Below are 26,030 nucleotides of genomic sequence, written 5' to 3' on the forward strand. Positions count from 1 at the left end.
AGTAAAAAATCCAATTCTAATTTTGGATGGGCGTCACAAATCTAAGAATGATTTCTCCCGTGAATTATTTAGAGACACGATGAAGTTGTACACGATACGTTTTTACTTTGGGAAAGCGGTTGAGAAATTCCGTGTGGCCGTGCTTAAGGAGAATGGTCGCTTCAAAACGAGAATTCAACTCAATTTTAACAACGTTGGTCGATAGACGGGTAACATATTCTACAATAAGACATTTCGCTAGACATTCAGAAACTGAAAAACTCGTGAAAGCTTTCGATTCACGAGTTTTTCTTACACTCAATACTTAAGTGAATCTACTGGAGCTTGTAGGTAATTCCAACGTTTCCGCCAGAGCCTGTACCGCCGCCTAATTCTAGATTAACACCAAAGTTTTCATTGAAAAAGTAACGCGCACCAACCTGAACATCGAAGCCTATGCCGGACGCTTCTCCGCCGAAATCGTATGATCCTCCATCCCACTTCACGTCGGACCAGGTGTAATAACCAAGTGATAGTCCCGCGTATACATTCCACTGCTCGGGAAGTTTGAGCAGTCTGTTAAAATGATAATTTCCCTGCACCGCCACTACAACCAACGTCTGACTGTAATCTCCAAACCCATAGTTGTCAGAATACTTTCGGTAAGAAATTTTCGGTCCGACGGAAATATCTTCATGCACACCGAAGTCCATCCCGACATAAATTGGAACACCCCACGACGAAAAGCCTAGTCCTGCATTAATCTGCTTTCCACCTTTACCGAGCGTACCCTGAGCAAATGCCGGTAAACAGCAAATTGCGAGAACGACAATCAAAAATATTTTACGCATAAACTTTATTAAGATTTAGATTCACTTATGATTATTAATGCTTTAGAATAGCATTTACTCTCTGAGAAGATCCGTACCAATCATTTGAAGCTTCCCTACAATCTCAAACCCGGTTGTGGCAGCCGCACTTTCCTTCACTTGCACTTTATCATTTGCCACATCCAATTGGACCGTCAACTTATTAGATGATATCACAAGGCGATCGCCGGCATTCTTTTCAGTAGGCTTTGTCTGCTTCGTAATCGTCATGTCAAACATATCACCAACATGCGTGTTCACATCTCCTGTGTATTCGCGATCAAACCCAAGATCACCCGTAATTTTCACGGTAGCTTTCGATCCGCTTTTCGTTACCGTTACTTTCGCGTTGAACACATACCCCAAATCTGTTTGTGGATCATCTGAGACCTGTAGGTGACCGATGAAACTTCCCAATTCACCTCCGCCGCTATTTGGTGAATCATCGTCATCGCTTCCACAACCGAACATTGAAATTGTAACGACCACCAATAGTAAATAACTTAACATTGCTTTCATATGTGCATTTTTAATTATGACTTTATGCACAAACTAAGGTTGCGTATCGTTCATGATCAATCATCAAAAAGCGCTGTTTTTTTCTAATGGTTTTCCAGTAGTTTTACCCCCACACGCGTGATTCAATTCGCATAAATTCTATCTTACCAAAGAAATTTCGCTCTTTCGCATTTCACATGACCACACCTCCTCGCTATTTCCGAATATCAATTATCGCTGCGTTCTGTGCGCTGTTCTTTTGGGGGCATCTTTGTTCCGCGCAGAATATCTATTCACTCGGCGACGAACGATCTTATATTACAGCGCTTGAAAAGCAAGCAACACAAAGTACCAACGATAGCGTTCGTGCCTACACTTGGCTACGTCTATCGCTCCTGATGAGAAGGGTGAACGACATCGACAAGAGCAAACATTTCTTAACCAAAGGACGAGAACTCGGTGCGCGCTATCCGTTTATCAATGCTGCCGCGGTTTATTACAACGCGATCATACAATTTGCGTCTAGCGATATGGTGGCGTTGGAAAAGGAACTTCTCCGCGCAGACTCGATGCTCAGCCACTTCGAAAATCCCGAATCAAACAAACTCCGTGGTATACTGTGGAATAATTATGGCATCATTCAACAAATGAAAAGCGATGAAAAAGCTGCAATGGATGCGTTTACACAAAAGGCAGTTGTTTATGCCGCTAAGTCCGGAGACGCCACCGTGCTTGGCAAAGCATACAAGGCAATCGCCATCGTATTCATGAATGCCAACCAACGCGTAAACGCATCCGCCTATTTAGTAAAAGCGATCAAAACAACGGAAGGGCTATCCGACGACAACCCGATCAGTTTAACTGAACTGGTGGACACGTATATTGTCGCTGGAGAAAATTACGCAAACCTTGAGCAAACTGACTCCGCTAATATTGTGCTCAGCAAGGCAGAAAATATTTTGAACGACTATCCTACTTCGAACTTATATCTATCATTGTACCATGCTAGAGGCGTAACCTACCATAAAACTAAACAGTACGATCTCGCGATCACGACACTCGACAAGGGTATTGCGCTGGCTACCAAATTGCAATCATTTAATTCATTGAATCGTCTTAAATACGCAAAGTTTAAATCACTATCGAACAAAAACGAACATCACGCAGCGGGGATCGTCTTGAAAGATTTGATCAAAAGTCCCATGGTTTTTGTTACCGACAAAAAAATCTACTACAAAGATCTCTTCACAACGTATTCAAAGCTGGGCGATTCAAAAGAGGCTGTCCTCTGGGCTACCCGATACATCAACGTAAGCGACAGTCTCTATGAAGCTAAGTTTCAGAAGGATATAATCGAACTTGAAAAGAAATATCGCGAGTCGGAGAATCAGAAGCAGATCGCTACGCTGCAAACTGAAAAAGAAAAAGCATCACTCGAATCACGCAACAGCCGATTGCTAAATTGGTTACTTGCCACAATCATTCTGTTCCTTTCAGCTTCTGGATTTTTTGTCATCGCACTCTACAGAAACAGTAAACGACTCTCACAGCAAAAGGACCTGCATTACCAACAACAAATTCAAGACGTTGAACAAAAGCAACAAATACAATTGACACGCGCGCTCATGCAAGGAGAAGAAATGGAACGAAAGCGACTTGCAATTGATCTACACGACGGACTCGGCGGTCGTCTTGCTGGAATAAAAATTAATTTATCGCGTATTGTCACCGGACCAACCCCTGTAACAACAGAGCTCGAAAAAGTAATTGAACAACTGGATGTATCATCGAATGAGCTGCGAAGAATTGCACGCAACATGATGCCGGAGTCATTGTTAAAAGTCGGCCTTACATCATCGCTGAAAGACATGTGCGACCTGATGAGCACTGTAGACACTCAGGTCGTTTTCCAATCGTACTCCGTCAGCGAAGCTTTGCCACAAGAAATACAAGTACACACCTATCGAATCGTACAAGAACTGCTCACCAATGCACTTCGCCATGCGCACGCGAAGCAAGTACTTGTACAATGTAGCCAGAACGAAAATGTTTTTTTCCTAACCATAGAAGACAACGGAAGCGGTTTCGACATTGGCAGTCCGCAGGGGAAAGGGATTGGACTTACAAGTATTCGCAATCGTGTTGAATATCTCAAAGGGAAGCTCGACATCGCCTCATCATCGCAGGGAACTACCGTGAACATTGAAATTTATACCGGCCATGAACAGTAGCATTACCATCGCGATTTTAGACGATCACCCCGTAGTGATTGAGGGATTGAGAAAAATCCTACACACGCATTTCCAATTGAAAGAACTCTTGGAATTTCACACCGGGCACGATTTCATTGAGTATGTAGCGAAGCAAAGGAACACGATAGATGTACTTCTACTCGACATCACCTTACCCGATACAAACGGCGTTGAGCTATGCCGACGAATTAAATTACTTTCACCCAACACAAAGGTCCTTGGTTTCAGCAACCACAATGATCGCGCACTGGTAATGCAATTACTAGCCAACGGAGCAAACGGTTACCTTTTGAAAAATGCATCAGCCTCAGAAATTATGCGTTGCATTACGGATGCGATGAATGGTCAAATCACGTTCAGCGAAGAAATTAAAACGATCATCTCCAAGCCGTCGCCTAGTGACCTACGCACTGTTCCACCACTCACCAAGCGTGAACAACAAATTTTAAAAATGATCGCCGATGGACGCACGAGCAATGAAATATCAGCAGAACTTCAAGTGAGTCCACTCACCATTGAAACGCATAGGAGAAATTTAATGCAGAAATTCGACGTAAAGAATGTTGCAAGCCTTATCAAAACCGCTCATCAACTTAAGCTACTGTCGTAAGCAACTGGCATCTTCATTCACTGATAACAAATGAAAGATCACCGGTGGATATCAGAAAAAAAGTACCGAACACCTATTCCTGCGTGAAGAATGTTCCACACGGTAAGCGCATCAGAATTTTGGATGTAGCTTACCAATTTGATTTCGTTTGTACCGATTTCATAATAGGCTTGTACTTTCCTTGATCTTCCGAATCGATCTGTCATCGCACTAACATGACCACCAATAAAAATATTGACACGTACCGCTTCACTCCACCAATAATATCCTTCGGGATACCATGACGGCAAATCCGACGAATATTCAATACCAGGTGTATAGCAGAAAAACAATCCTGCTGTAAGCGGGGTTAACGTTACGGCCTCGTTAATTTTCACATTGATGATCGATCCTGTAAATTTAAGGTTGATTGTTTCCAAAGGTGCGCTGTCAATAAAGCCAGGTACAACACCAACCAACAATTCGACGCCTGCTTTCTTTCGAAAAATTTCATAGCCGGCGCCACCAGAAATAAATCCGATACTACCAGCATACTGTGCCGTTAAAAAGTCCGGCATATACCAACGACGATTAAGTGACTGACTCACGCTATTGAACGTGATACAACACAGCATCCCCAACACGACAATCAATCTTTTCATCAGAAATAAACTTTTTTGTATTCATATTGATCACCATAAATTTTAATGATCAAATACATACGTTCATCCATGCTCGTTGACACCAAATACCGAATCCCATCGCTATATGGGATAGTATCTTTAAACGTATGCTTATGTGCATGCAGTGACAACTTAACTTTCTCACTCGACTGCAGCGCAGCTACATAATCGTGTTCAAGACTTAAATCAAAATCACTATCAAAAGGCGGAATGTGTGAGACGACCGTCGCATGATCAAAGGTGTCGTTGCTCGTCAACTGTTCTTGAAGCCAAGAAATATCTGGAATCTTTTTATTGAAGTGATACTCTCTGCCATTCGTATTCAATAGAATGAACTTATGTCTATTCACCACAAAGTAATTGTTCAACGGTCCATACATCTTCTCGAATATTTCCTCGCCATTTCCCGACAGATCATGGTTTCCGATCACAGCGACGTAGGGAATTGTTAACTTCTTCATGATGTCATGAATCCATTCGTATTCGTCCTTGATGCCGAAGTCCGTGATGTCACCGTTGAGAAACACAAAATCTGCGCGTTGTTGATTGGCACTTTGAACAAAGTCTTCTAATTCATCATAGAACCGCTGAGAATCTCCAATGGAAATCACCGTGATGGTATCTTTATCATTGACGCTCTTGGCAATACGTTCGATGGCTTTTGCGTTCAGATTCCGATACGCAACATTGGTTTCATAGGGGTGGTACTCAAACAACGAACAAGCCCCTAGCAAAACTACTATTCCAACGATTGCAACCTTATTCTGTGACATTGCCTTAAAGAATATTTTTCTCATCATCATCATCATCATTTGCCATTCACCACTACGATCGAAAAAAGGCTTCCGACTAAATACCGCTATTCATGTTAGCGCGAAGACTGGTCATTAACGGAAAAGCGAGAAAAAAGATCGTACTGACTGCGTTTTTTTTAATTGTAAAATTGCAGAGAGTGAAACAATAACATACATGACAAAACATGACTATTGCTGTATATAATGTGAAAGTTCGACTACGGTTAAGAGCAAGGGAGCAAAAAATTGAAAGTTGCACGAATAAAAAAGGCTGGGAATATTTAATCCCAGCCTCAACAAAGTATAAAATTTATCAATTACTTATTCTTGGGAAACATTCCAAAACGAATGCACACAATAGCCGGAATGGTTAACGTGATCCACGACAACACATGCCATACTCCTGTTCCGATCAAAGCTGCCAGCAGGCCGAACATGGTAAGCAAAGCCAACAAGATTGGATACTTCCAGATGTGAAAAAATGTATTCATAGCTAAGCATTAACGGTTTCAAGTTCTTCTTCTTCCTCTTCCATTCTTGCAATCTGCGCTTCTTGCGCTTTACGACGCGCAATCCAAAGATACAATCCCGTGACGAGTACAATAATGGTCACGATATCGAAAATTGTCCAAAGGATTTTGAGTGGCATACCACCATAATCTCCAAAGTGAAGCGGTTGTGAGATAAAGAGCGCATTAACATACCAAGGCATGTCGCGCATATCGGTCAACGATCCATTCTTTGCATCGATCAAAGCTGGTTTAATCAGTCGTGCGGTGAGCGGCGTGTTCCCGCGCATAAACACTGCATAGTGGTGTTGGCTCGTGAACGGCGTTCCTGGATAAGCCACAATAGAAACATGCATTTCCGGTGCCGCCTTTTTAGAAACTTCAATTGCACCTTGCAAATCACTTAACTCGCCTGTGAGCGGCGCTGCATTTTTATAAGGTGCTACCATTTCTGATAGTTGTCCTACCTGCCACAACCCGAGCACGATATCAGAAAGTGTGTTAATCACGCCGGTGGCTCCAACGACGAGCGCCCACGACAGCGTGACTACGCCAAGCATGTTGTGCATGTCGAGCCATTTCAGACGTGTTGATTTTTCTGTACGCACCATACCGAAATTATACTTTCGCATAATCGGGCTATACAACATGATACCTGATACAATGGCTACGACAAAAAGAATTCCCATTAAACCGAGAAACAATTTACCGGGTATGCCCGCAAACATATCAACGTGAAGTTTGAACATGACGTACATGAATCCTTCATCGAACTTGGGTTGTTTCAACACTTCACCCGTGCGCTCATCCAGTGCCACAAAGTTTGCAACATCAGGTGGTGAATCGATGGAGTCAGCCATGCTTACCGTAACGATGTTCGGATGTTCTTCTTCCCAGAACACATAACGAATGACGTTATCAGGATGAACTGCTTTCGCCTTGGCAAGCACATCGTCAACTTTCATCTTCGGTGTACCCTCCGCCATTACAGGTGCCTCGGCTTCGTTTCCAGAAAGATGATTAATTTCTTCATAGAAAATCAAGGGTAGCCCGGTAACACACAACATCAATAGAAATAGCGTACAGATCAGACTCGTCCATTTATGAACTTCAAACCATGCCCGCACAGATTTTTTGGAGATGCCCATAGCGATTGTATTTAAAATGAAGGAGTCCTGACAACCATGTCGGCTATCAGGACCTCTTTGAAAATCTATTTCTTATTCTTCAAGCTTGGCGAAGCCCCACACAAATCCATCGTGATCTACTTTGAAAGCCTCTGTCGCACTTGTTCCGTTAGCGTTGAGCTTGTAGTATCCATCGAAATCGCCTTCCTCGCTAGTATTTCTTACCCAGAAATAAATGTTGCCATCGATCTCTGTGATGGCGTGCTCATTCGCCCATACATAGTGGTGCTTCGGCATGCCTGTAATTTTTGTATCATCACCCGTTGCAAGATCTACAACATAATAATCGAAGATCATCGTTTCCATATTACCGAACGTTACGTCTTCAGATGCAAGTTCAAGATAAAACTTACCATTCTTTACGAGCCCAGTCGCAATAGATGTGTTCTTTCCTTCTCCAAAGTCTGCTGCATCAAGTACCCACGCCTTGTCAAAGTCAGTTTCACCTTTCTTGATTCTAATTACCTTCGACGACAAAAATCCATTCGTTAGTCCAGTGCTGTAAAGATAAAGTGCGCCATCGTCACCCACAGTCCACATTTTGTTTCCAGAAGATCCCCAACCGATGGTGTTGATGCGTTCATTTTCAACGTCGTCAGTATCTTCGTACTTAATCGTTTTCTCAAGTTCTTTTTTCGCAATGTCAATCACGGCAAACTCAATGTAGTCCACCACGTCATCACCATAACCTGCGTTCTTAATTGTACCATAGGTGATACCAGCATAGAGTTTACCTTCTTTAACAGCGAGTGTGTGCTTCCCTACTACTTGGTATTCGGAGATTTCTGCATTTCTTAGCGACGACAAATCAACTTCACCGGTACGTTCCATCGTCGATGGATTAAACGTTTGAAGTTTCATTGTACCACGTTTTTCGTCTAAGTAAAATCCGTTCGTTTCATCAACCACAACAAACTGTGTTGCATCTTTAATGAATCCACCCACATTGATTGACCCATCAGCGTTCACCGTATATTTCTGCAAGCCAGCAGTACCTGCAGGGTTAGTACGTACAAAAATTGCGTTCTTAAATGTACGAAATCCAAAAGAAGCCGCGACTTGTAACGATTTAGAAACAGGAGCTTTAACAATTCCTGACGGAAGTTCATCAAACGCGGTAAAATATCCATCCTCCCACTTCTCAGATGCATTAAGAATAACATATTTAGGACCAGTCGTTTCATCTGGTGGCGTTGTCTCATCGTTGTCATCGCTGCATGAAGATAGTACGATCGCAGTTGCGACAAACGCGTATCGAAGAGTGAATAGTAGTTTTCTCATAATGTATGGTTTGTACGATCTAATTATTTTAAGGTATAAGTCAATTTTAAGTGGAAACTCCGGCCTGCATTTTGAATTTTGAAGTTGTCGTAAACTTTAGCATCAAATACATTTTTCATTTGCACACCGATGGCAAAGTTTTGATCAAATGGATAGTATGTAAATCCGGTCGTGTGGATCGTTTGGTCTGGAATCAAATTAGGCGCGTTAATCTTCGCACGTCCCCAAAGGCCTAGAAATGAATCAGGCTCAAACTCTTTTGCAATTGGTGCGAAATAATACTCACGCACGAAAGAGAAAAACCAGTAAGCTTCAAGCACGTCGTTTTTTCCCAACAAGTGCTTGGCATTACCTTGTAACCCTAGATTAGCATAGAAGTACGGTGTATTCCGAAGACGTGAATCTTCTAACAGATCATTCCCTGTGTCGAATAAGCGAAAATCTTGGTATGTGAAATTTCCGTTCGCTTTGAGCCATGGCAACAGTATCACTGTCACATCTGTTTCAAAACCAATACCGCGCACATTATCGACATTTTCATATCGATTGAATATGAGATTGTATGGCACGTTCTTGATCAAGTTTTTTGTACGTCGATAAAAAGCATTAACCTCAAGTGCTGTTTTCTTTCCTTTCGATGTGAAGAGGTAACCGACATTCACATTTGTACTGCGTTCTGGTATGAGCTCCAAATTCGACACGTGAAAATTTCCATCTCCAAATAATTCATCTTGCTCAGGCAATCTTGTAGCGAGTTCTGCGCCGACGCGTACAAACGAATTATCATTGAGCGTAAACTTTATTGCATCGCCAATACCATATCGTTCTGCTACAATACTCCGATCTACTTCATCACCTTGATATGTGGCATCAACAGCCTCGACGTCGAAGCGATAATATTTAGCAATCAAGGTATTGGTAAGTCGTTCATTGAAGAAAAAAGATTCTAAGCCAATACTTGCAACCATCTTATTGTACTTGGCAGCAATCGAAAGAATGTCGCGTCCAGAAGTTGTAAAGGTTTGTCCGAAAGGATCTACGCCGACACGTTTATTCGCGACGTAAACAAAGTTTGCCTCCAACTTATGAGCAGGGTGCACTTGGTAAGAAACGTATGTTCTCGATGTCATGTACGAGAAATCAATTTTGGCAAGTGACCCCGTCGAAGACGTTTCGCCGTTAACAGATTCCGATGGCGTAAAAGAACCATCCCATTCGTAGAATCCTTTCACTGTATCCACTTGATTTACGCGAATAGTGTTCGCCTCCAGAAATTGATCAAGGGAAATCTTCTTGTTTAAAAATGTTTTCTTGTAGCGAAGCGTTGGCACCACTGAATACTGTTCACTGGTAAATTTCCCAAACACTTCAGTCATTCTAGGGCCGTTTTGATTCTCTCTAAACATCCAAAAACCAGCCAGGCCCACGCGAAGCTCATCAGCCCAAGACGTATTTCTAACACCACCGAAGACTTCACCGTAGTAATGCTCGAACTGAGCGTGAAAGAGTTTTACTTTTTTATGAAACGTTTCAGGCGTAACCGAATAGTCGTTGTCTGAATAATTAAAAAATGTCTCAGCACCAATAAAAAAACGACGCGCAGTATCCGGATAATACAGATTGAGCGTGGCGCGGTGTGTATTGAACGACGCAATTTCATAAGATGCGTCAAGCGACTTGGTTGCCGATCGTCGCGTTACCATATTAACGCCACCGCCTAATGCATCACCACCAAGACTAACAGGAAGAACACCTTTGTAGATCTCCAGTCGCTCGAGCTGATTTACAGGAACCAAGGCAAAATTGTACCCACCGCCGAGGTAGTCCATGGGTATTCCGTCTCGGAAGTATCGAATGGAGCGGTCCTGAAAACCATTTAATATGATGCTTGTATTAGATCCTAGTCCACCGCTTTGGCGAACACGAACACCCGCAGAACGATTCATCAACTCGATCATCGTTGATGGCATACGCGCCGAAACTTTTGTATCAATTACCGCAGACTTGATCGGACTTTCTATCGCGAGTTGTGTATCCGATTTTCCCTCGACAACTATTTCATCAAGTTGATGATCGACTGATTGCAACGTGACGGCTAGACGCTTTGCTGGAATGGTGACGTTTAAGATTTGCGGCGTGTAACCGATCGCAGAAATTGTAACCGTATACTTGCCGTCAGGGATTTCAGAAAAAGAAAATTCCCCTACCTCGTTGGTCAATACACCCTTGCCGATTTCTTTAATAAAGACGCTGGCGAATGCGACAGGGCCATCGCTGTCAACCACTTTGCCCTCAAAGCGAGCCTGAGCAACGGAATTAGTGGCTATCACATTCACCGACGTAAGCATGGTGAGTAACACCAAGAGCGTTGATGCGCGTTGTCGAAAATCGGAAAAAGAAAAGGCTCGCATTATTTAGATTTATTCTAAACAGCGCGAATTAAGTGTAACCAACGGCAATTTCCAATAAATCAGCAGGTTTTATTTGTAATTAGTCTAAATACATGAATTAGGGCTTACTCACGACCTCTACAATGAACACATGTTTGATAGGAAAATCTACCTCGATACACTGATCACCACCGCATTCACCACGACTCGGCGGAATTGAACTAATGTAGACGGTATCAGTTCCCGACGCGATGGCTTGGAAAGAGATCGTCTCTACCCCACCGGAACCGATAAGACCGAGCTTCTCATTTAACCCAGATTGATATGAGCGACTCGTCTCGATCACCTTAGCATTCTTTCGATTGACCCAACAATTATGATATCCTGTCGAACCATTTAAATGTGTCCGGACAGAAAACGTTTCGCCGACACGAAGCGTAAAAGTATCACCCTCTCCCGCATCGTAATAGCGTTGAGAAAGGATCGTATATGTTGTCAACGCAATCAAGAGTATTAGCGCTACGCCAATCGACAAACGTTTCATTCAATAACTGCTTTCGTTACGAAGCATTTGCCTGAATAACCTGCTTCAACTGCGCGGGTTGTACAACACCCGATTGACGCCACACGATTTTTCCATGCTTAAATAGTATCAAAGTTGGCACTCCTGTAATTTGATACTGCATCGCTGCACCGTTGTTCTTATCGATGTCTATCTTGATGATCTTTGCCTGATCTCCTACCGCGGATTTAACTTCATCGAGAATAGGCTTCATCATTTTACAGGGGCCACACCACTCGGCAAAAAAATCGACCAACACAAGCGATTCGCTAGCCAGAAGATCTGCAAAACTTTTACGCGCTTCCATATCGTTATTTTTTCTTGTTGCTTAACAAGCAAATTTGAGTGCCTACGCTGTTAGCTCTCCTGCTAGTGAAAGACCAATCAACGATTTTGTTTTCGCCGTTCCATATTCGCCGAGCAGAAGCATCAACTTCGTAACAGCAGCTTCCGTGGTCATATCGGCACCACCAATTACACCGATCTGTTGTAATTTCTTGCTGGTTTCGTATCGGCCCTGCAATACACGACCGCCACCGCATTGCGAAATGTTAACAACGATAATGTCACGTTCGATGGCGCGTTGCAGTTCTTCCATTAACCAAGGCAATGTGGGTGCATTGCCCGAACCATAAGTCTCAAGCACGACGGCTTTCAATCCCGGTGTATTCAAAATTGCATTGACAGTTCCTTGCGTAATGCCTGGGAACAATTTAAGAATTGAAATATTAGGATCGATCTTACTGCGCAAGACCAACTTATCATCGCTAGGTAATGGACGAATGGCTGAAAAATTATAATCGATTTTCACACCAACCTTCGCGAGCAAAGGATAATTCCCTGAGTCGAACGCATCGAATTGCATGCTCTCCGTTTTCTTGGAACGATTGCCACGCAACAACTCATAATCAAAGTATATGCATACCTCAGGAACCAGCGTCTTACCATCTCTTCGGCTCGACACAATGTCCAAAGCCGTAATCAAATTTTCGCGTGCATCAGATCTCGGTTCACTGATCGGCAACTGCGCCCCTGTAAATACTACTGGCTTCTGAAGCCCTTCCAGCATGAAACTCATCGCCGATGCCGTAAATGCCATAGTATCTGTACCATGCAGTACGAGGAAACCATCGTTCTCATCATAATGCTCGTAGATGATCTTACCGATCAGTTGCCAGTGCGAAGGATTGATATTGCTGGAATCGATTGGAGATTCGAATGACACCACAGTAATCTCGAGGTGAAGATTTTTTAGTGCAGGAAGGTGCTCGATAATCGAGGCGAAATCGAACGGAATGAGAACGCCGTCTTTATCGGTCATCATTCCAAAAGTTCCGCCAGTATAAATTATAAGAATTCGGGATCGCGCTTTTCCAGGCAGCGCGGTGTTAATCTGGATGGTTTTTAAATTCATGGGTGGCTGTAGTTGTCTGGCTGTAGTATTGGTTGCAACGCTCGGCCTACACGGCAATACGTTGCATGCGATTAAACAAAAATCTTCAAGGCATTGTGTGTGGTCTTTCGTTGAACCTCGTCAACAGAGACATTCATGATGTCGGCTATCCGTTGGGCGACTAACGGAACATACGACGGCTCATTACGTTTTCCGCGATGAGGTACAGGCGCAAGATAAGGACTATCCGTTTCAAGGACGAGGTGATCAAGTTCGATTTGCGGAAGAACTTTATCCAGTCCACCATTTTTAAAGGTTGCTACGCCGCCGATACCAAGCATAAATCCTAGTCGCGTAATTCGATAGGCTTGATCAACATTCCCCGAAAAGCAGTGGAATATACCCGTGAGATTTTCGTCTTTTAGTTGCTCAACCAATTCAATCGTCTGATCAATACTTTCACGACAATGAATAATGATAGGCAACTTGTATTGCTTCGCCCAGTTCACCTGTATCGTAAAAGCTTCTTTCTGTTGCTCCCAAAACGTTTTATCCCAATAAAGGTCTGTACCAATCTCTCCCACCGCGGCAAATTTCCTTTTCGCCAGCCATTCTTCAACAATGTAGAGTTCACGCTGAAAATCTTTCTTTACAGAGCATGGATGTAATCCCATGGCGGCTATACATTGTCCATTTGATCTACTTTCGATCTCCATCATCTTATCGATCGATGCATGATCGACATTTGGCATGTATACTTTTCCTACACCTGCCTCCGTTGCTTTCTGAAGCATGTCCATTCGATCGTTTTGAAAATCGTCAGCATAAACATGCGCATGGGTATCAATAAAAAAATCCATTATTAACCGAGATACTTTCTAAAATTTAAATCCATCTAAGAAGCGCGATCATCGTGATCGTCAATTGCAGCGTTAACAAGTTCTTTAGAAAAATAGTTGTCTGGCAAAACAATCAATAGTAAATCTCCAACGAAAGTCGTTTTGTCTTTATCGCAATACTTCCATTAGTGCTTCATCCAGCAAGGTACTTTCTTCTGGCAATTCTTCAAACCCATTGAAAGTTCGCGCCTCCACCAAGGCTGTTTTCAAGTCGAAAGCCTTTTGTGTTGCGCGATAAGCGATACTTCGTTCGTGCAACCTTGCGGCAAGATATTCTTGCTCGGTTTGCCCAGGCGTCGGAATAAAAATTGCCCGCTTGCGCAACGAGGCCAAATCCATGACGGTGCTAAATCCGCAGCGTGCAAGAACGATCTCTGAATGATCGATCAATTGTTTAAGCTGCCCCGTATTTAACATGTCAAACACATCTCCCTCAACAGCTATTTTTGTTTTACCTTCTCTTGACGGAACACCTCTCACGACAGCTACCACGAGTGATAGCGGCTTCAATTGCGCAATGAGAATCTCTTCCAACATCGATCGCTGCGGCTCCGGACCTGATAGTATACAAAGGAGATCGTATTTTTTCGGCGAGGGTCGCGACCGTGAGAACCTACTTAACGTTCCCAAATGACGCACGGGCATTTGCCGCTTTACTTCTTCTACATCGGCTAGCGCGCCCGCCAAACTATGCTGCCCTGGGAAATCCGGAATCCAGCAATAAGAAAATTTTTTGATCAATGCTTCATTTTGCCTCCGAACAAGTGCACTCAGCCAACCAAAGCGTTTGGGCATTAGAATGTTGCTTTGGTGCGTAATAAATACCGACAGCGCCTTCGTCGACCAGCAGCCATAACGATTGTCCGCAATCACAATGTCCACGTGATGTTTATTCACCAGCTGTTCTATCACCTGATGTTCCCTTCGAATGACGTTCCAGAACTTCGGTATCTGACATAGCATCTTCCATACCATGGATCCACGCGAGGGATATTTCGGATCATAAGCAGGTAACGTTTCGAATTGCAGATGCGGAAATTCTAGTTTCAACAATTCTAGTGATCTACCATTCCCCGCGATGATAACGTCGCAGCCCTTCTTCAATAACGCGTGAATAATTGGTATACACCGTGAGGCATGACCAAGGCCCCAATCTAGTGGCGCGACCAGCACGCTTTTCATGGTTGGATCGATTTGAATGCATATCCCATCGATGCGAAGTGATCGAGCATTCGCGGAAGCACATAGGTCATGTTGCGCTCGGCTTTGTAGCTATCATGGAATACAACAATCGAACCTGACCTGCACGCATTGATCGTATTGCGCAAGCAACTTTCGGGCGACAAATATTTATTGTAGTCCATCGACAACACGTCCCACATGATGATCGAACAAGATGGCAGCCCTTTTATTTGCTTTCGCGTGATGCGCCCATAAGGCGGACGAAATAGTCTGCGATTCTTGGATAATACAGGCTGACTATCCATGATTGTATCACATTGCTGCACATTATCCAGATATTTCTCTGCGCTCGTCTTCCAACCGTTGAGGTGATTGAACGTATGATTTCCAATAGCATGACCATCATCAACTATCTTTTGGAAGACCTGAGGATATTTTCCGACATTATCGCCAATGCAAAAGAACGTTGCTTTTGCTTTGAATATACCGAGCGTATGAAGTGCAAATTCTGTCGGTCCGGGAACAGGACCATCGTCGAACGTTAGATACAACACTTTCTCTCTTGTTGGCATTCGCCACACCAGTGAAGGATAGAGCCATGGAAGAAAGAAAGGCGTGCGATGAATCATGCGTGAGCTCCGAACAGATAAGCCTTAATGATCGGCATTGGTTTCAGTTATAGGTTAAATCTGCAGTGTTTACATTCAAGAAGAAATGTACATATCTAGCCTATCGCGCACGAGCACAATGTTATTCTCTATTGCACCCTACACGATAATATTGTGATATCATCATGATATCCGTTTCGTCCCTTAAAATGATCTAATGCAACAATAATATCTTGATGTATCGTCTTCAAACTCTTGTTGAAGACATTATCCTCTTGAAAATATTTCAGCAACGCATCGGCACCGAATTCCTTATCCTCTTCGTTGATTGTTTCCGTGAGTCCATCGGTATAACAGAAGATCAAGAAGTCTTCAAGATCGGTAATGAAGCCTTCGTTCAAAAATGGCAAGGGATGCATCGCTCCGAGCACGGTAGAACCATCTTCCAACAAACGGATTCCATGTGTACGATCCAACAGTATTGGCGGATTGTGGCCGGAGTTTACATACACCATTGTTTTCAAATTGATGTCGTAGATGGCAGCGAAGAAAGTGATAAACTTTTCCCCCTTCGTATTTTCCAACACCTGAAAATTCAACGCTTCAACAATGTCAGTCAGGTTCGGTGTTTGTCTCAATAACGTACGCAAGGAAGCCTGAAAGTTAGACATCATCAACGCTGCGGGAATTCCCTTTCCGCTTACATCCGCCACACAGATAAGGAATTGGTTTTTATTGATCGGAATATAGTCGTAGTAGTCGCCACCAACGCGATCGTGTGGCAAGTAACTTGCTTCGACTTTCAGGCGATCGGTGTTGGGTAGTTTCTTAGGGAACAAAAACTGCTGCACATCGCTGGCAATTTCCAGTTCCTTCCGGAGTGCCTCCTGCTCAAGCTGCTTAGACGCAAGCTTCTTATTCTCGATAGCAACGATAATGATATTGCTCAGCGCCTGTATAAACCGAATGCCATCTTCATTTTCATAGCTTACATCATACTTATCGAGTCCGCCAACAAAAACGAGCGCCAGTGTATTCCGCTGGTGCGCTACAGGTATAATGATGTCGAATTCAGCGAACTCATTGGCATCAAAATCCTTCAAGTGTGTGATATCCTGAATCGTTTTGAATTCCGGCAACAACCTTACCTTGTTGTAATGATGTTTCGTTCCAAAATGGGCCTTACAGCTCCAGTCGGCATCCAACACGAACAACGCCAACTTTTTAATATTCAGGTTCGACCGAAGCGTGAAGTTGTAAATTTTGTACAACGACTCTTCCGATAAATTACTATTGATAGCCTGAGTGATCTCGAGGAGGGCGTTAAGCTCAAGCTCTTTGATCTCAAATTGCTTACGAATGTCAAGTTGCTCCATAGTATTCTTGTGTAAAGTTAATTTACATTCAGGAAAGGAGCGAATGAAAAGGTTGTGATTTGAGCACTTATTTAGCTTTCGTTGGGAAAGGAATCTTATCGATCTGGTAGTCTGAGGGTACGTCGAAAAAATGGCCATCGACCTCCCCTGTCGCAAACTCAGCGGCTATAAAATGCACGCCAAACGAAGATGTAATCTCCAAGGCCGTGCCCTCGATCTGAAAGTTACCCCAAGGACTTACATTCTTCCCTAACTTGTCGGTAACCCAAAACGACAACTGTCGCCCTTGAAAGTCGGTGACGGTGTACTCTTTACACGCGTAATTCAAGATCGTTTTTTTCTTGCCGGTCGACTTAGGCTTGTAAACATGAGCTTCCTTTAACACCATGAATTTCGCCTCATGATCTACGTTATACTCACTGGTAGAAGCCTGATCGTACAACCGTTGCCGTAGCGTAAGATCATAGTCTTCAACACTCTTCACCCGGCGGTTAAACGTTCTAACATGACTATCGGAATAGTAGGCGTCGGTTTCGAACTTAATGATTGGATCGGGTAACGCCTTCCCATTTGCAGGGTCAAATTTTCGGATATCAATTTCAACCTGATAATGAATTGCACTTGCTTTGACCAACGACTGCGACTGCGCAACGTTTACCCAAGCAACACAAACGATGATCCATAAAACTCTCTTTACTGTCATACAATTTTCCTTTTTTTCCATGTCACGGTTATGAAGTTAGAAAACATTCCAGTTACTACAACATACAAGGGATAGAATACCTGAAGTAAAATGAATGCTCCCCAACGCCAGCGCACCGATAAAAATCGGCAAACAAATCGCAGCACAATCGCTTCCGCAATGGCACGCGACAGCAACGCGATAGAGACCATGATCCTGACTTCCGTACGTGTACACAACAAAATAAGCATCGATAGAAGTGCAAGTTGCACGGCGAACACATAGACCGCCACGAGTTTAGCGGCAACCGAATCGTTGTGCTTCCACTTTCCCGCCCAACGAAAACGTTGTAGAAGAAACGCGCCTATTGAAGACTTAGGCGTAGTTTTGACGACGGCATCTTCTTCAGGAACGAATACAATTGACTTTGGAAATTCACGTACTATTTTCCGCATCAAAAACTCATCGTCTCCAGAAGCAATGTCGATATTGCCCACGTAACCGTTCACGCGTTCAAAGGCGTGCTTACGAAAAGCAAGGTTTGCGCCATTACACATGACGGGATATCCATGCGCCCACAAAGCAGCGCCGCTGCCAATTAAACTTGCAAACTCAATAGCTTGCACATCACTCCACAATTTACCATCCGATTGAATCGCCACGCCGCCGAAGGCAAACATGACCGACTTAGACTGAAAGCATGCGTTGATGCGTTTGAGCCAGTATGCGTGAACTTCACAGTCACCATCTGTTGTCACAATGATGTCGCTATCACTCATGGCGATACCTGCCGTGAGTGCTGCCTTCTTTCCCTCTCCCGACGAGGCTATACAACGAAAGTTCGCCCTCCCTGCAATCCACTGCTTCACATATTCAAAAGTACCATCCGAAGAATGATCATCGACAATAATGACTTCGTATGAGGAATAAATCGATTGTTGAAGTTGTTGTAAAAGTGTGCCTATGGTAGACCGCTCATCGCGAACGGGAACGACGACACTGATCGAATGTTGTGTATCCATTTCATCAGGCAGAGGTTTTTGCAGAGCCTTGCGCCACCCTACCAAAATGATTGTGAGCAGAACGTTGTAGCCAATCGCCAATATGACCGCGAAAAAGAGAAAATACATCTTACAATTTTACGGAGTTTCGACCAGAATAATTCGTCAAAAAAGCAAAGGGTTACGTCAATTTATAGCCATATTTGAAGTCGAACTTGGCAATTACACGTGGGAAAGCAAGCAAAAGAAAAAGTAATTCTCGGATTAGACCCTGGAACGAGTGTGATGGGGTACGGCATTATTGAAGTCAAAAAGCCCAAACTCTCCTTGCTCCAGTTCGGCGTTATTCAACTTAGCAAATACGATAGCCACGAACTGCGTTTGAAAAAAATATTTGAACGTGTTACAGGCTTGATCGATGAATACCATCCTGACGAGGTCGCGTTGGAGTCGCCCTTCTTCGGCAAAAATGTTCAGTCGATGCTTAAGCTGGGCCGTGCACAAGGAATCGCGATGGCTGCAGCGCTGTCGCGGGAAGTTGCCATTGTAGAGTACGCGCCACGCAAAATTAAACAATCTGTTACCGGCAATGGAAATGCATCGAAAGAGCAGGTTGCAAAAATGCTGATGATGCTTTTCGGAATTAAAGAACTTCCCAAGTTGCTCGATGCTACCGACGCGCTCGCCGTAGCAGTGTGTCATCACTTTCAGAATGGCGACCTCACCGGCGGAAAAACAAAATCATGGGAGTCTTTCTTGAAGGAGAACCCTGGTCGGTTGAGGTAAGTCATTGCGCCATGTAAATCGTAAAATGGATTGCCATTACTGCGACTGTCCGTGTTACTTTATGATGAGCGCCGTGCAATATTATTAAACCGTTGTCGCGATTGCCTGCACAATTCTATCCGCAGTCTTGCCATCCCACAACGCAGGGATCTCACCCTTTTTCCAATTTCCACGCTCAATTTTTTCAAGCGCGTCGCCAAGCTTATGATAGTCGTCGCCAATTAATTCGTTAGTTCCTGTGAAAACAGTTTCAGGGCGTTCTGTGTTTGCGCGTAGGGTCACACAGGGAACACCAAGCACGGTCGTCTCCTCTTGAACGCCGCCAGAATCAGTGATTACACCAACGGCATCGCGCACGAGATAAATGAATTCGAAATAGCTCAACGGATCGATGGCTTTAATCCCAGGCAACTTTGCTTCAAAAGATTGAAAGTTTTTTCTTGTCCGTGGATGCACAGGAAAAACGATTGGCTTGTGCCCAGCACTTTGCTCGATCGTTTTCAAAATCGTAAATAATTTTTCTCCATCATCAACATTTGAAGGCCGATGAAGCGTGAGCACATAATAATCCTTCGCCTTTAGTTGAAGTGTATTCCAGATTGCAGGTGCTTTCAACTTATCAAGACTGTAGTGCAACGAATCGATCATTGTGTTGCCGACGAAAAAAATTCTTTCATCTGCTACCCCCGACTTTTTGAGATTTTGATTCGCGATATCGGTCGTGGTAAAGAAGTAGTCCGACAGTGAGTCGGTCACGAGTCTATTTACTTCCTCCGGCATGGTCATATCAAACGATCGAATACCGCCTTCAACGTGGGCGACTTTTGTATTAAGCTTCTTGGCGACGATAGTACAAGCAAGTGTTGATGTAACATCACCCACTACCACCACGAGATCTGTCGGATTTTGGAGTAGGTCACGCTCAAACTCGATCATAATTCGAGCCGTTTGCTCTGCCTGCGTGCCAGATCCGGCCCCAAGGTTGACATCTGGTGCTGGCAGCGCAAGTTCTTCAAAGAAAACCTTGCTGAGTTTATCGTCATAATGCTGGCCAGTATGCACCAATCGAAAAGTAATCTGGTTCTGATGCTTTTGATTATGGTTATGGATAGACCGAATGATCGGCGCGATTTTCATGAAATTGGGCCTTGCACCCGCTATTAATGTGATTCTCACCGTTATAAATCTTATTAAATTGACTTTCTTTGCGGCAAAGTAAGCGAATCATTATCGAATTGCCATGACCATAGGAATGCTCTTGAACGCGCCCTACCCCAGCGATCTTAGGGTGAAAAAAGAGACTGATGCATTACTCCGCGCAGGTTTCACCATACATTTGCTCTGCCTTCGTCGCGCCGACGAAAAATACGAGGAGTCGTTTGAAGGAATTCAAATCACGCGTATTGATGCCGGCACCAATGATATTCATCTGGCATTTTGGGATGTCATCTTATCGATGACTTTTGTTCACCCACGCTTTAAGAAGGCAATTCCAAACTGGGTAAAAAACAATAACATTCAGATCCTCCACGTACACGACTTGCCGCTGGCGGGAACAGCATTGAAGCTACGCGACACACTTAAAATCCCTGTCGTCTGCGATTTCCATGAGAACTATCCAGATGCGCTGCGTACTTGGTTTGCATGGAAAAAAAATCCATTATCAAGGCTGAAGAATGCTTTGTTCATGAATGCCGATCGCTGGACAAAATTCGAACGACAAGCCACTCTTCAAGCTGATCATGTCATTGCCGTTGTTGATGAAATGAAACAACGACTCATCAAACAATACAACGCCGATGCGCAGCGAATCACCATCGTTTCCAATACCGAAGAGATGTCGTTCGTAAAACAGCAAGAAGATCCCACCATTTATCAGGCATACGCCGGAAAATTTATCATGGTGTATTCTGGAAATATCGGACCGCACCGGGGTGTTGATACCGGAATTTCAGCCATGGCTTATTTGAAAGACATCCCTGAAATTATTTTCGTGATCATCGGATCAGGAAGCAAGGCCGTGATGGCGCATTTAAAGAGCCTCACTGAAAAATTGAACGTTCAACACAGCGTACACTTTCTAGGGCGTCAGCCATTTCAGAAGTTCTATTCATTCATGAAGTTTGCTGATGTTAATACAATCCCACATAAATCAAACGGTCATACCGACAATACGATTCCGCACAAACTATTTCAAACCATGATGGTTGGAAAGCCCGTATTGGTGAGCTCAAGCGCACCGCTCAATCGTGTGGTGTCCGCTGCTAAATCTGGCGTCGTATTTAAAGCCGATGATGCTGAAGATATGGCGGCAAAGATTAAAGAATTGTATCGCGATCCAAAGCTTCGAGAAACGCTTGGCAACAATGGCGTGAATGCGACTTTGAAGGGAACGTTGAATTGGGAACACGAACAAATCTCTTTGATTTCGCTGTACAAAAAATTGCTCGCCTAAATTTTTAAGCGAAGTACTTCGGATAGATTTCTAAAACACGCTCGTGGGATAACAACTCTCTCACACTTTGTTTATTGCTTATTGCAGATTGGTTGAGCGTAGTGGCAACGTCATCGATCGAAATCCACTTCAAGTTATTCGCGTTAAGATCAGGAATCGAAATGTTCTTGGGGTTTAGATAGACTTTCTTTCCCAAATACATCATCATAAAAATATTGCCATAACCCTGGGGGCGAATGTTGTTCATCACCAAACCATCCGAGGTCGATAGCAATTTCAGATAGCCGTCAAAGTCAAGATAATTTTCTTGATATGTAATCTCACCGCCCGTATAGAAAGAAAGATTGCCCTTTAGAAAGGATGCATACTTTTTATCGCCATACGAAATCGGTATCAACAAGTCTGCCTTTACTTGTTGCGTTTGCAAACTTCTCACCGCATCAAGATGGTTCAAAGCATGCGATGCAGAATTGCCGACAATTAATAAAGGACTGCGTTTCTGTTCCGCTATAGTACCCACCACATTATCCAACTGCTGATACGGCATTTGATTCTCATAAAAGAAGAATTGATGAGCAGCGTTAAGTGAGGGTAAATTATCTTTTGCAAATTTGAATTCACTATCCATCCATGTCAACAGGTTGCTCACCTTACTATAGGCCTTGCTTTCAAACGGCGACTGTGTAAACTTTACTTTAAGACGGTATAACCAATCATGTAGAGAAACACCCCCTTTCACATATCGTGCATAAGTTTCTGGCTCATAACATCCATGATCCAATGCCGGAAGATTATAAATATCAGCGCCCCACGACATCCAATGTAGTTTTCTGAAATGATTCTTCGCCACCCAGCGATACAACAGCGGTGAGAATTGATGTATGAATACGTTATCGTAAGCATGCGTATCTCCCACGAGGTTATCAAAGTCCTTTGAATACAACTTGGCCGACAATACAGGCCTTTTGATAAACTTTAATGCACCCTGCGTGCGCGCAACAATTTTGTTATTGTTAGTCAAGCCAAGCTCCTCCAGATTATCGTAGAACTTGTTGATGAATACATTATCAGGAACGATGTGAAGATTCATTATCTACTGTCTAGAACCGAGCTTATAAAATGAGTATTTTATTTCTAAAGTATGTTCGACGATAACGATATGTTAGTTATTCTGAACCCTGAGTATAATTCGACAAATCATATCGATTTCTTCTTTCGATAATGTATCGTACAAAGGCAAACAAAGTACCCGCGATGCCATCGACGCTGCGTGAACACATTTTACTTCTTTGTTATTCAGGTACGAAAGTGTTTCCAGTGTAGGATAAAAATAGCGGCGTGGATAGATCCAATTACGATTCAGTTCATCAAAGATTTTCAACGCCAACTCCTCTGATTCAAAAATCACAGGATAGTAAGCATAGTTGTATTTTACATGCGCTGCAATCAGCGGGCGTGTACCTTTCACATTTCGCAAAAAATCATCATAGTGCTTACACAACATTTCACGGCGTTCCATGATACGGTTCACGTGTTTGAGGTTGACCAATCCCATTCCCGCATGAAACTCTGAGTTCTTTCCATTGATACCGAGCGTTGCAAATTTCTCGGGGCCATCGTGGCCAAAATTTCGCAGGTATGCCATCTGCTTGAGCACTTCCGGATCTTTCGTCGATACCGACCCTCCTTCAACGGTATGAAACAATTTCGTTGCATGAAAACTGCATGTACTCACATCACCATATTCGAATATGGATTTACCTTTGAAGGTTACGCCGAAGGCATGTGCGCCGTCATATATCACTTTCAAATTGCGCTTCTTTGCGATAGCATCAATTGCTTCAACCTCACATGGATTTCCGTAAACGTGTGTCGCCAAGATGGCTGATGTATCGGGGGTAATCGCGGCTTCGATGCGTGAAGGATCGATATTACCAGTATTAGGATCGACATCCACAAACAATGGCTCACAACCTTCCCACACAATACTTGTCGTTGTTGCTACGTACGAAAACGGCGTCGTGATTATTTTCCCTTTTAAACCCAGCGCCTTAATAGCAATTTGAATAGCAATCGTTCCGTTGGTCACAAACAACAAATGGTTCAACTGGAGATAATCCTTCAACTTAAGCTCCAGTTCATTTACCAAAGGTCCATTATTCGTTAACCAGTTTCTCGTCCAGATATCACGCAAGTATGCCTGATACTCTTCAATTGGCGGTAAAAATGGTTTTGTAACAGGTATCATGTCAATTCAAAAATAGTTTTTTCACGTGTATTTATAGCGACTTTTCGATAAGTCCCGAAGTCTTATACTTTCCCAACATAATTTCTTGCAACCAGATTTCAAGCGTGATCGCGCCCATAATCTGTTTCGAATAATTCATGCGTCGATTTAAATGCGGCAAAACATATTTATCAACGAAATTGGTTTCAGTAAACTGACTGTACAAAGCATGTTTTGGATCTAGCAAAGAAAGAATCACCTTCGATGATGCAGGCGCTTTAATCCAATTATAAACATCGGTATATGACACCGGCATACCCAACTTGTAGCGCACCATATCACGAACTTTATTAAACTTCTTGATGAGCGTATACTTCAACACGTTATCATTCGATAACGGCACACCTGATGACGCGTTACGAATCGTCGTAAAGTAATCGCCATACGCGCGAACCAACGCTTTGCTATACACAAAGCTATTGGCGCGATAGGCATCCGGCAGCGAATACGCAAATTCGATGATTGTATTTTCAAAAAAAGGAAGCCGCTGTGGAATGTATTTTGCGTTATCTTCTGTCCCCATATTCACAAATCTCCTCCCCCTATTGTAAACCAAATATGGATCCGTTTTTTGAATATCAAAGTAAGGATCATTTGCATCAGCATATTGCGCGTGTGCGCCATAGTAATACCGTGCAATCTCGGGCGTTACACGTGTATCTAAAAATCGTTTTCTCTTTTTACCAAGATACGAGCCACCAAAAACGGCGTCACCAAGAAAACCGTTTACATTAACATCGATAACATCAGCAATACGCTCAATGATGTGAGAGAAATGAAAGTGGTACATGTTCTCCATCCCATCCGTTCGCCACACACTAGGAAAACGTCGCTCGAGCCAATGGTCCGTTCGAATGTCGTAATAGTGATGTTCAACATTTGCTTTCGCCGAAACGAGCTTGGCAACGATGACGTCTTCGCTATCGGGCAGACCAAATGTATATGCACGAGGTCTCTTACCATGAATACTCGCCATGATCGCACGCGAATCTAAGCCTCCACTGAGCGATACACCCAACTGTACTTTGGGTGATGTTGTCTTGCTTCGCGATTGTATGGCACGCTCGAGCAATACCGCCATTTGATCCGCAGCATCATCTAAAGAAATATTGCTATTGTATTGAATTGCGCCCCACGTCCAATAGGCCGCAGATGACAATCGATCGTTTTTAATATCGTACTGATAGATCGACGCTGGTTTTAATAAATCTACGCCTTCAAACCACGTAACCGATCCAATGAGATGTTCAAGCTGGATGAAACAGTCTATTAATTCCTTTCTAAACTTCATACTAAAATGCTTCAGGTAGGTGAAACATTTTAAGTCAGCGGCCAACATCAATGCACCATTTTGCTGGCTAATGTATGAAGGCTTTAATCCAAAACGATCCGTAATAACAAGCAGAATCTCTTTCACGCTGTCGTACAAGACCACAATGAATACGCCGTCTACCTTTGCCAAATATTGTGACAACGTACCGCGCTCATAATTTGAAATGAGTGTGGAGAGGAAGTCGCTGTCCCGTTCTACAAAATTATGATCATTAAAAATCTCTCCATCAATCCATGCCGATACACCGCTCAATGTTACAGACGGCTTCGGTATCTCCATAAAATCAAAAAATGATTTATGAATTACCAGTTGTGCATCATCATGCAATTTTTGTGAGCTTGTCTTCGACGAAAATATTGTTGAAGCCAATGCCTGATCAACACCTTGTCTGGAGGTCTCTTTTCTTGACGTACATATCGCAACAAACCCAGGCAT

Annotated in this window: 25 protein-coding genes; 4 read left to right on the plus strand and 21 right to left on the minus strand. The window is 43.3% G+C overall.

Annotated features, from left to right (window positions below; all coding sequences use genetic code 11):
• Window positions 1-314: 314 nt before the first annotated feature.
• Together DQQ10_RS08035 and DQQ10_RS08040 are read right to left on the minus strand one after the other, a co-directional pair.
• Complete coding sequence (locus tag DQQ10_RS08035) at window positions 315-830, minus strand: outer membrane beta-barrel protein (protein WP_112746341.1); 516 nt, start codon at window positions 828-830, stop codon at window positions 315-317.
• Window positions 831-884: 54 nt separating this feature from the next.
• Complete coding sequence (locus tag DQQ10_RS08040; protein WP_112746342.1) at window positions 885-1,367, minus strand: hypothetical protein; 483 nt, start codon at window positions 1,365-1,367, stop codon at window positions 885-887.
• A gap of 176 nt (window positions 1,368-1,543) precedes the next feature.
• On the opposite strand from DQQ10_RS08040, the gene DQQ10_RS08045 reads away from it, so the two are divergent.
• Together DQQ10_RS08045 and DQQ10_RS08050 are read left to right on the plus strand one after the other, a co-directional pair.
• Window positions 1,544-3,577: a tetratricopeptide repeat-containing sensor histidine kinase gene (locus DQQ10_RS08045; RefSeq protein WP_112746343.1), complete on the plus strand. Its 2,034-nt coding sequence runs from the start codon at window positions 1,544-1,546 to the stop codon at window positions 3,575-3,577.
• Window positions 3,567-4,208 (plus strand): response regulator, encoded by a 642-nt coding sequence (locus DQQ10_RS08050; RefSeq protein WP_112746344.1) that lies wholly within the window; start codon window positions 3,567-3,569, stop codon window positions 4,206-4,208. The genes DQQ10_RS08045 and DQQ10_RS08050 overlap by 11 nt, the downstream gene beginning before the upstream one ends.
• Before the next feature lie 38 nt (window positions 4,209-4,246).
• On the opposite strand, the gene DQQ10_RS08055 is transcribed toward DQQ10_RS08050, so the two are convergent.
• The 15 genes from DQQ10_RS08055 to DQQ10_RS08120 all read right to left on the minus strand — a co-directional run bounded on the left by DQQ10_RS08055 (window position 4,247) and on the right by DQQ10_RS08120 (window position 18,863).
• Window positions 4,247-4,849 (minus strand): hypothetical protein, encoded by a 603-nt coding sequence (locus tag DQQ10_RS08055; protein WP_112746345.1) that lies wholly within the window; start codon window positions 4,847-4,849, stop codon window positions 4,247-4,249.
• The gene (locus tag DQQ10_RS08060) at window positions 4,849-5,643 is read right to left on the minus strand and encodes a metallophosphoesterase family protein (protein WP_245970322.1); all 795 of its coding nucleotides are present in this window, start codon (window positions 5,641-5,643) and stop codon (window positions 4,849-4,851) included. The genes DQQ10_RS08055 and DQQ10_RS08060 overlap by 1 nt, the downstream gene beginning before the upstream one ends.
• A gap of 338 nt (window positions 5,644-5,981) precedes the next feature.
• A complete protein-coding gene (locus tag DQQ10_RS27880; protein WP_165823851.1) occupies window positions 5,982-6,155 on the minus strand; it encodes a hypothetical protein in 174 nt (57 codons plus the stop codon).
• Between the two features lie 2 nt (window positions 6,156-6,157).
• The gene (locus tag DQQ10_RS08065; protein WP_221409698.1) at window positions 6,158-7,321 is read right to left on the minus strand and encodes a PepSY-associated TM helix domain-containing protein; all 1,164 of its coding nucleotides are present in this window, start codon (window positions 7,319-7,321) and stop codon (window positions 6,158-6,160) included.
• 72 nt (window positions 7,322-7,393) lie between these two features.
• A complete protein-coding gene (locus tag DQQ10_RS08070; RefSeq protein ID WP_112746346.1) occupies window positions 7,394-8,641 on the minus strand; it encodes a DUF4374 domain-containing protein in 1,248 nt (415 codons plus the stop codon).
• 23 nt (window positions 8,642-8,664) lie between these two features.
• Complete coding sequence (locus tag DQQ10_RS08075) at window positions 8,665-11,052, minus strand: TonB-dependent receptor (protein ID WP_112746347.1); 2,388 nt, start codon at window positions 11,050-11,052, stop codon at window positions 8,665-8,667.
• Window positions 11,053-11,149: 97 nt separating this feature from the next.
• On the minus strand, window positions 11,150-11,575 hold the full coding sequence (locus DQQ10_RS08080) for a protease inhibitor I42 family protein (protein ID WP_112746348.1): 426 nt from the start codon (window positions 11,573-11,575) through the stop codon (window positions 11,150-11,152).
• A 16-nt stretch (window positions 11,576-11,591) separates the two neighbouring features.
• The gene (gene trxA / locus DQQ10_RS08085) at window positions 11,592-11,900 is read right to left on the minus strand and encodes a thioredoxin (RefSeq protein WP_112746349.1); all 309 of its coding nucleotides are present in this window, start codon (window positions 11,898-11,900) and stop codon (window positions 11,592-11,594) included.
• A gap of 42 nt (window positions 11,901-11,942) precedes the next feature.
• Complete coding sequence (locus DQQ10_RS08090) at window positions 11,943-13,007, minus strand: asparaginase (protein ID WP_112746350.1); 1,065 nt, start codon at window positions 13,005-13,007, stop codon at window positions 11,943-11,945.
• Between the two features lie 71 nt (window positions 13,008-13,078).
• Window positions 13,079-13,846 (minus strand): TatD family hydrolase, encoded by a 768-nt coding sequence (locus DQQ10_RS08095; RefSeq protein WP_112746351.1) that lies wholly within the window; start codon window positions 13,844-13,846, stop codon window positions 13,079-13,081.
• A gap of 147 nt (window positions 13,847-13,993) precedes the next feature.
• Window positions 13,994-15,067: a glycosyltransferase gene (locus DQQ10_RS08100; RefSeq protein WP_112746352.1), complete on the minus strand. Its 1,074-nt coding sequence runs from the start codon at window positions 15,065-15,067 to the stop codon at window positions 13,994-13,996.
• Complete coding sequence (locus tag DQQ10_RS08105) at window positions 15,064-15,696, minus strand: polysaccharide deacetylase family protein (protein WP_112746353.1); 633 nt, start codon at window positions 15,694-15,696, stop codon at window positions 15,064-15,066. Before DQQ10_RS08105 ends, DQQ10_RS08100 begins: the two co-directional genes overlap by 4 nt.
• 128 nt (window positions 15,697-15,824) lie before the next feature.
• On the minus strand, window positions 15,825-17,051 hold the full coding sequence (locus tag DQQ10_RS08110; protein ID WP_112746354.1) for a PP2C family protein-serine/threonine phosphatase: 1,227 nt from the start codon (window positions 17,049-17,051) through the stop codon (window positions 15,825-15,827).
• Between the two features lie 67 nt (window positions 17,052-17,118).
• Window positions 17,119-17,754, minus strand: a complete 636-nt coding sequence (locus DQQ10_RS08115; RefSeq protein ID WP_133259579.1) for a hypothetical protein — start codon at window positions 17,752-17,754, stop codon at window positions 17,119-17,121.
• Entirely contained in the window at window positions 17,751-18,863 is a 1,113-nt protein-coding gene (locus DQQ10_RS08120) for a glycosyltransferase (RefSeq protein ID WP_112746356.1), read from the minus strand. Before DQQ10_RS08120 ends, DQQ10_RS08115 begins: the two co-directional genes overlap by 4 nt.
• Before the next feature lie 99 nt (window positions 18,864-18,962).
• Between DQQ10_RS08120 and ruvC the strand changes: the two genes are divergently transcribed.
• Entirely contained in the window at window positions 18,963-19,520 is a 558-nt protein-coding gene (gene ruvC / locus DQQ10_RS08125; RefSeq protein WP_262511762.1) for a crossover junction endodeoxyribonuclease RuvC, read from the plus strand.
• 84 nt (window positions 19,521-19,604) lie between these two features.
• On the opposite strand, the gene wecB is transcribed toward ruvC, so the two are convergent.
• Window positions 19,605-20,696: a non-hydrolyzing UDP-N-acetylglucosamine 2-epimerase gene (gene wecB, locus DQQ10_RS08130; protein WP_112746357.1), complete on the minus strand. Its 1,092-nt coding sequence runs from the start codon at window positions 20,694-20,696 to the stop codon at window positions 19,605-19,607.
• A 64-nt stretch (window positions 20,697-20,760) separates the two neighbouring features.
• On the opposite strand from wecB, the gene DQQ10_RS08135 reads away from it, so the two are divergent.
• The gene (locus DQQ10_RS08135) at window positions 20,761-21,975 is read left to right on the plus strand and encodes a glycosyltransferase family 4 protein (protein ID WP_112746358.1); all 1,215 of its coding nucleotides are present in this window, start codon (window positions 20,761-20,763) and stop codon (window positions 21,973-21,975) included.
• A gap of 4 nt (window positions 21,976-21,979) precedes the next feature.
• Here DQQ10_RS08135 and DQQ10_RS08140 read toward each other — a convergent pair whose 3' ends face one another.
• The 3 genes from DQQ10_RS08140 to DQQ10_RS08150 all read right to left on the minus strand — a co-directional run bounded on the left by DQQ10_RS08140 (window position 21,980) and on the right by DQQ10_RS08150 (window position 26,030).
• Complete coding sequence (locus DQQ10_RS08140; RefSeq protein ID WP_112746359.1) at window positions 21,980-23,065, minus strand: TDP-N-acetylfucosamine:lipid II N-acetylfucosaminyltransferase; 1,086 nt, start codon at window positions 23,063-23,065, stop codon at window positions 21,980-21,982.
• Between the two features lie 72 nt (window positions 23,066-23,137).
• The gene (locus DQQ10_RS08145; protein WP_112746360.1) at window positions 23,138-24,223 is read right to left on the minus strand and encodes a DegT/DnrJ/EryC1/StrS family aminotransferase; all 1,086 of its coding nucleotides are present in this window, start codon (window positions 24,221-24,223) and stop codon (window positions 23,138-23,140) included.
• A gap of 31 nt (window positions 24,224-24,254) precedes the next feature.
• Window positions 24,255-26,030, minus strand: coding sequence for an asparagine synthase-related protein (locus tag DQQ10_RS08150; RefSeq protein ID WP_112746361.1), 1,776 nt, complete (start codon window positions 26,028-26,030; stop codon window positions 24,255-24,257).

The organism is Pseudochryseolinea flava (assembly GCF_003286915.1).
GTDB lineage: Bacteria > Bacteroidota > Bacteroidia > Cytophagales > Cyclobacteriaceae > Ohtaekwangia > Ohtaekwangia flava.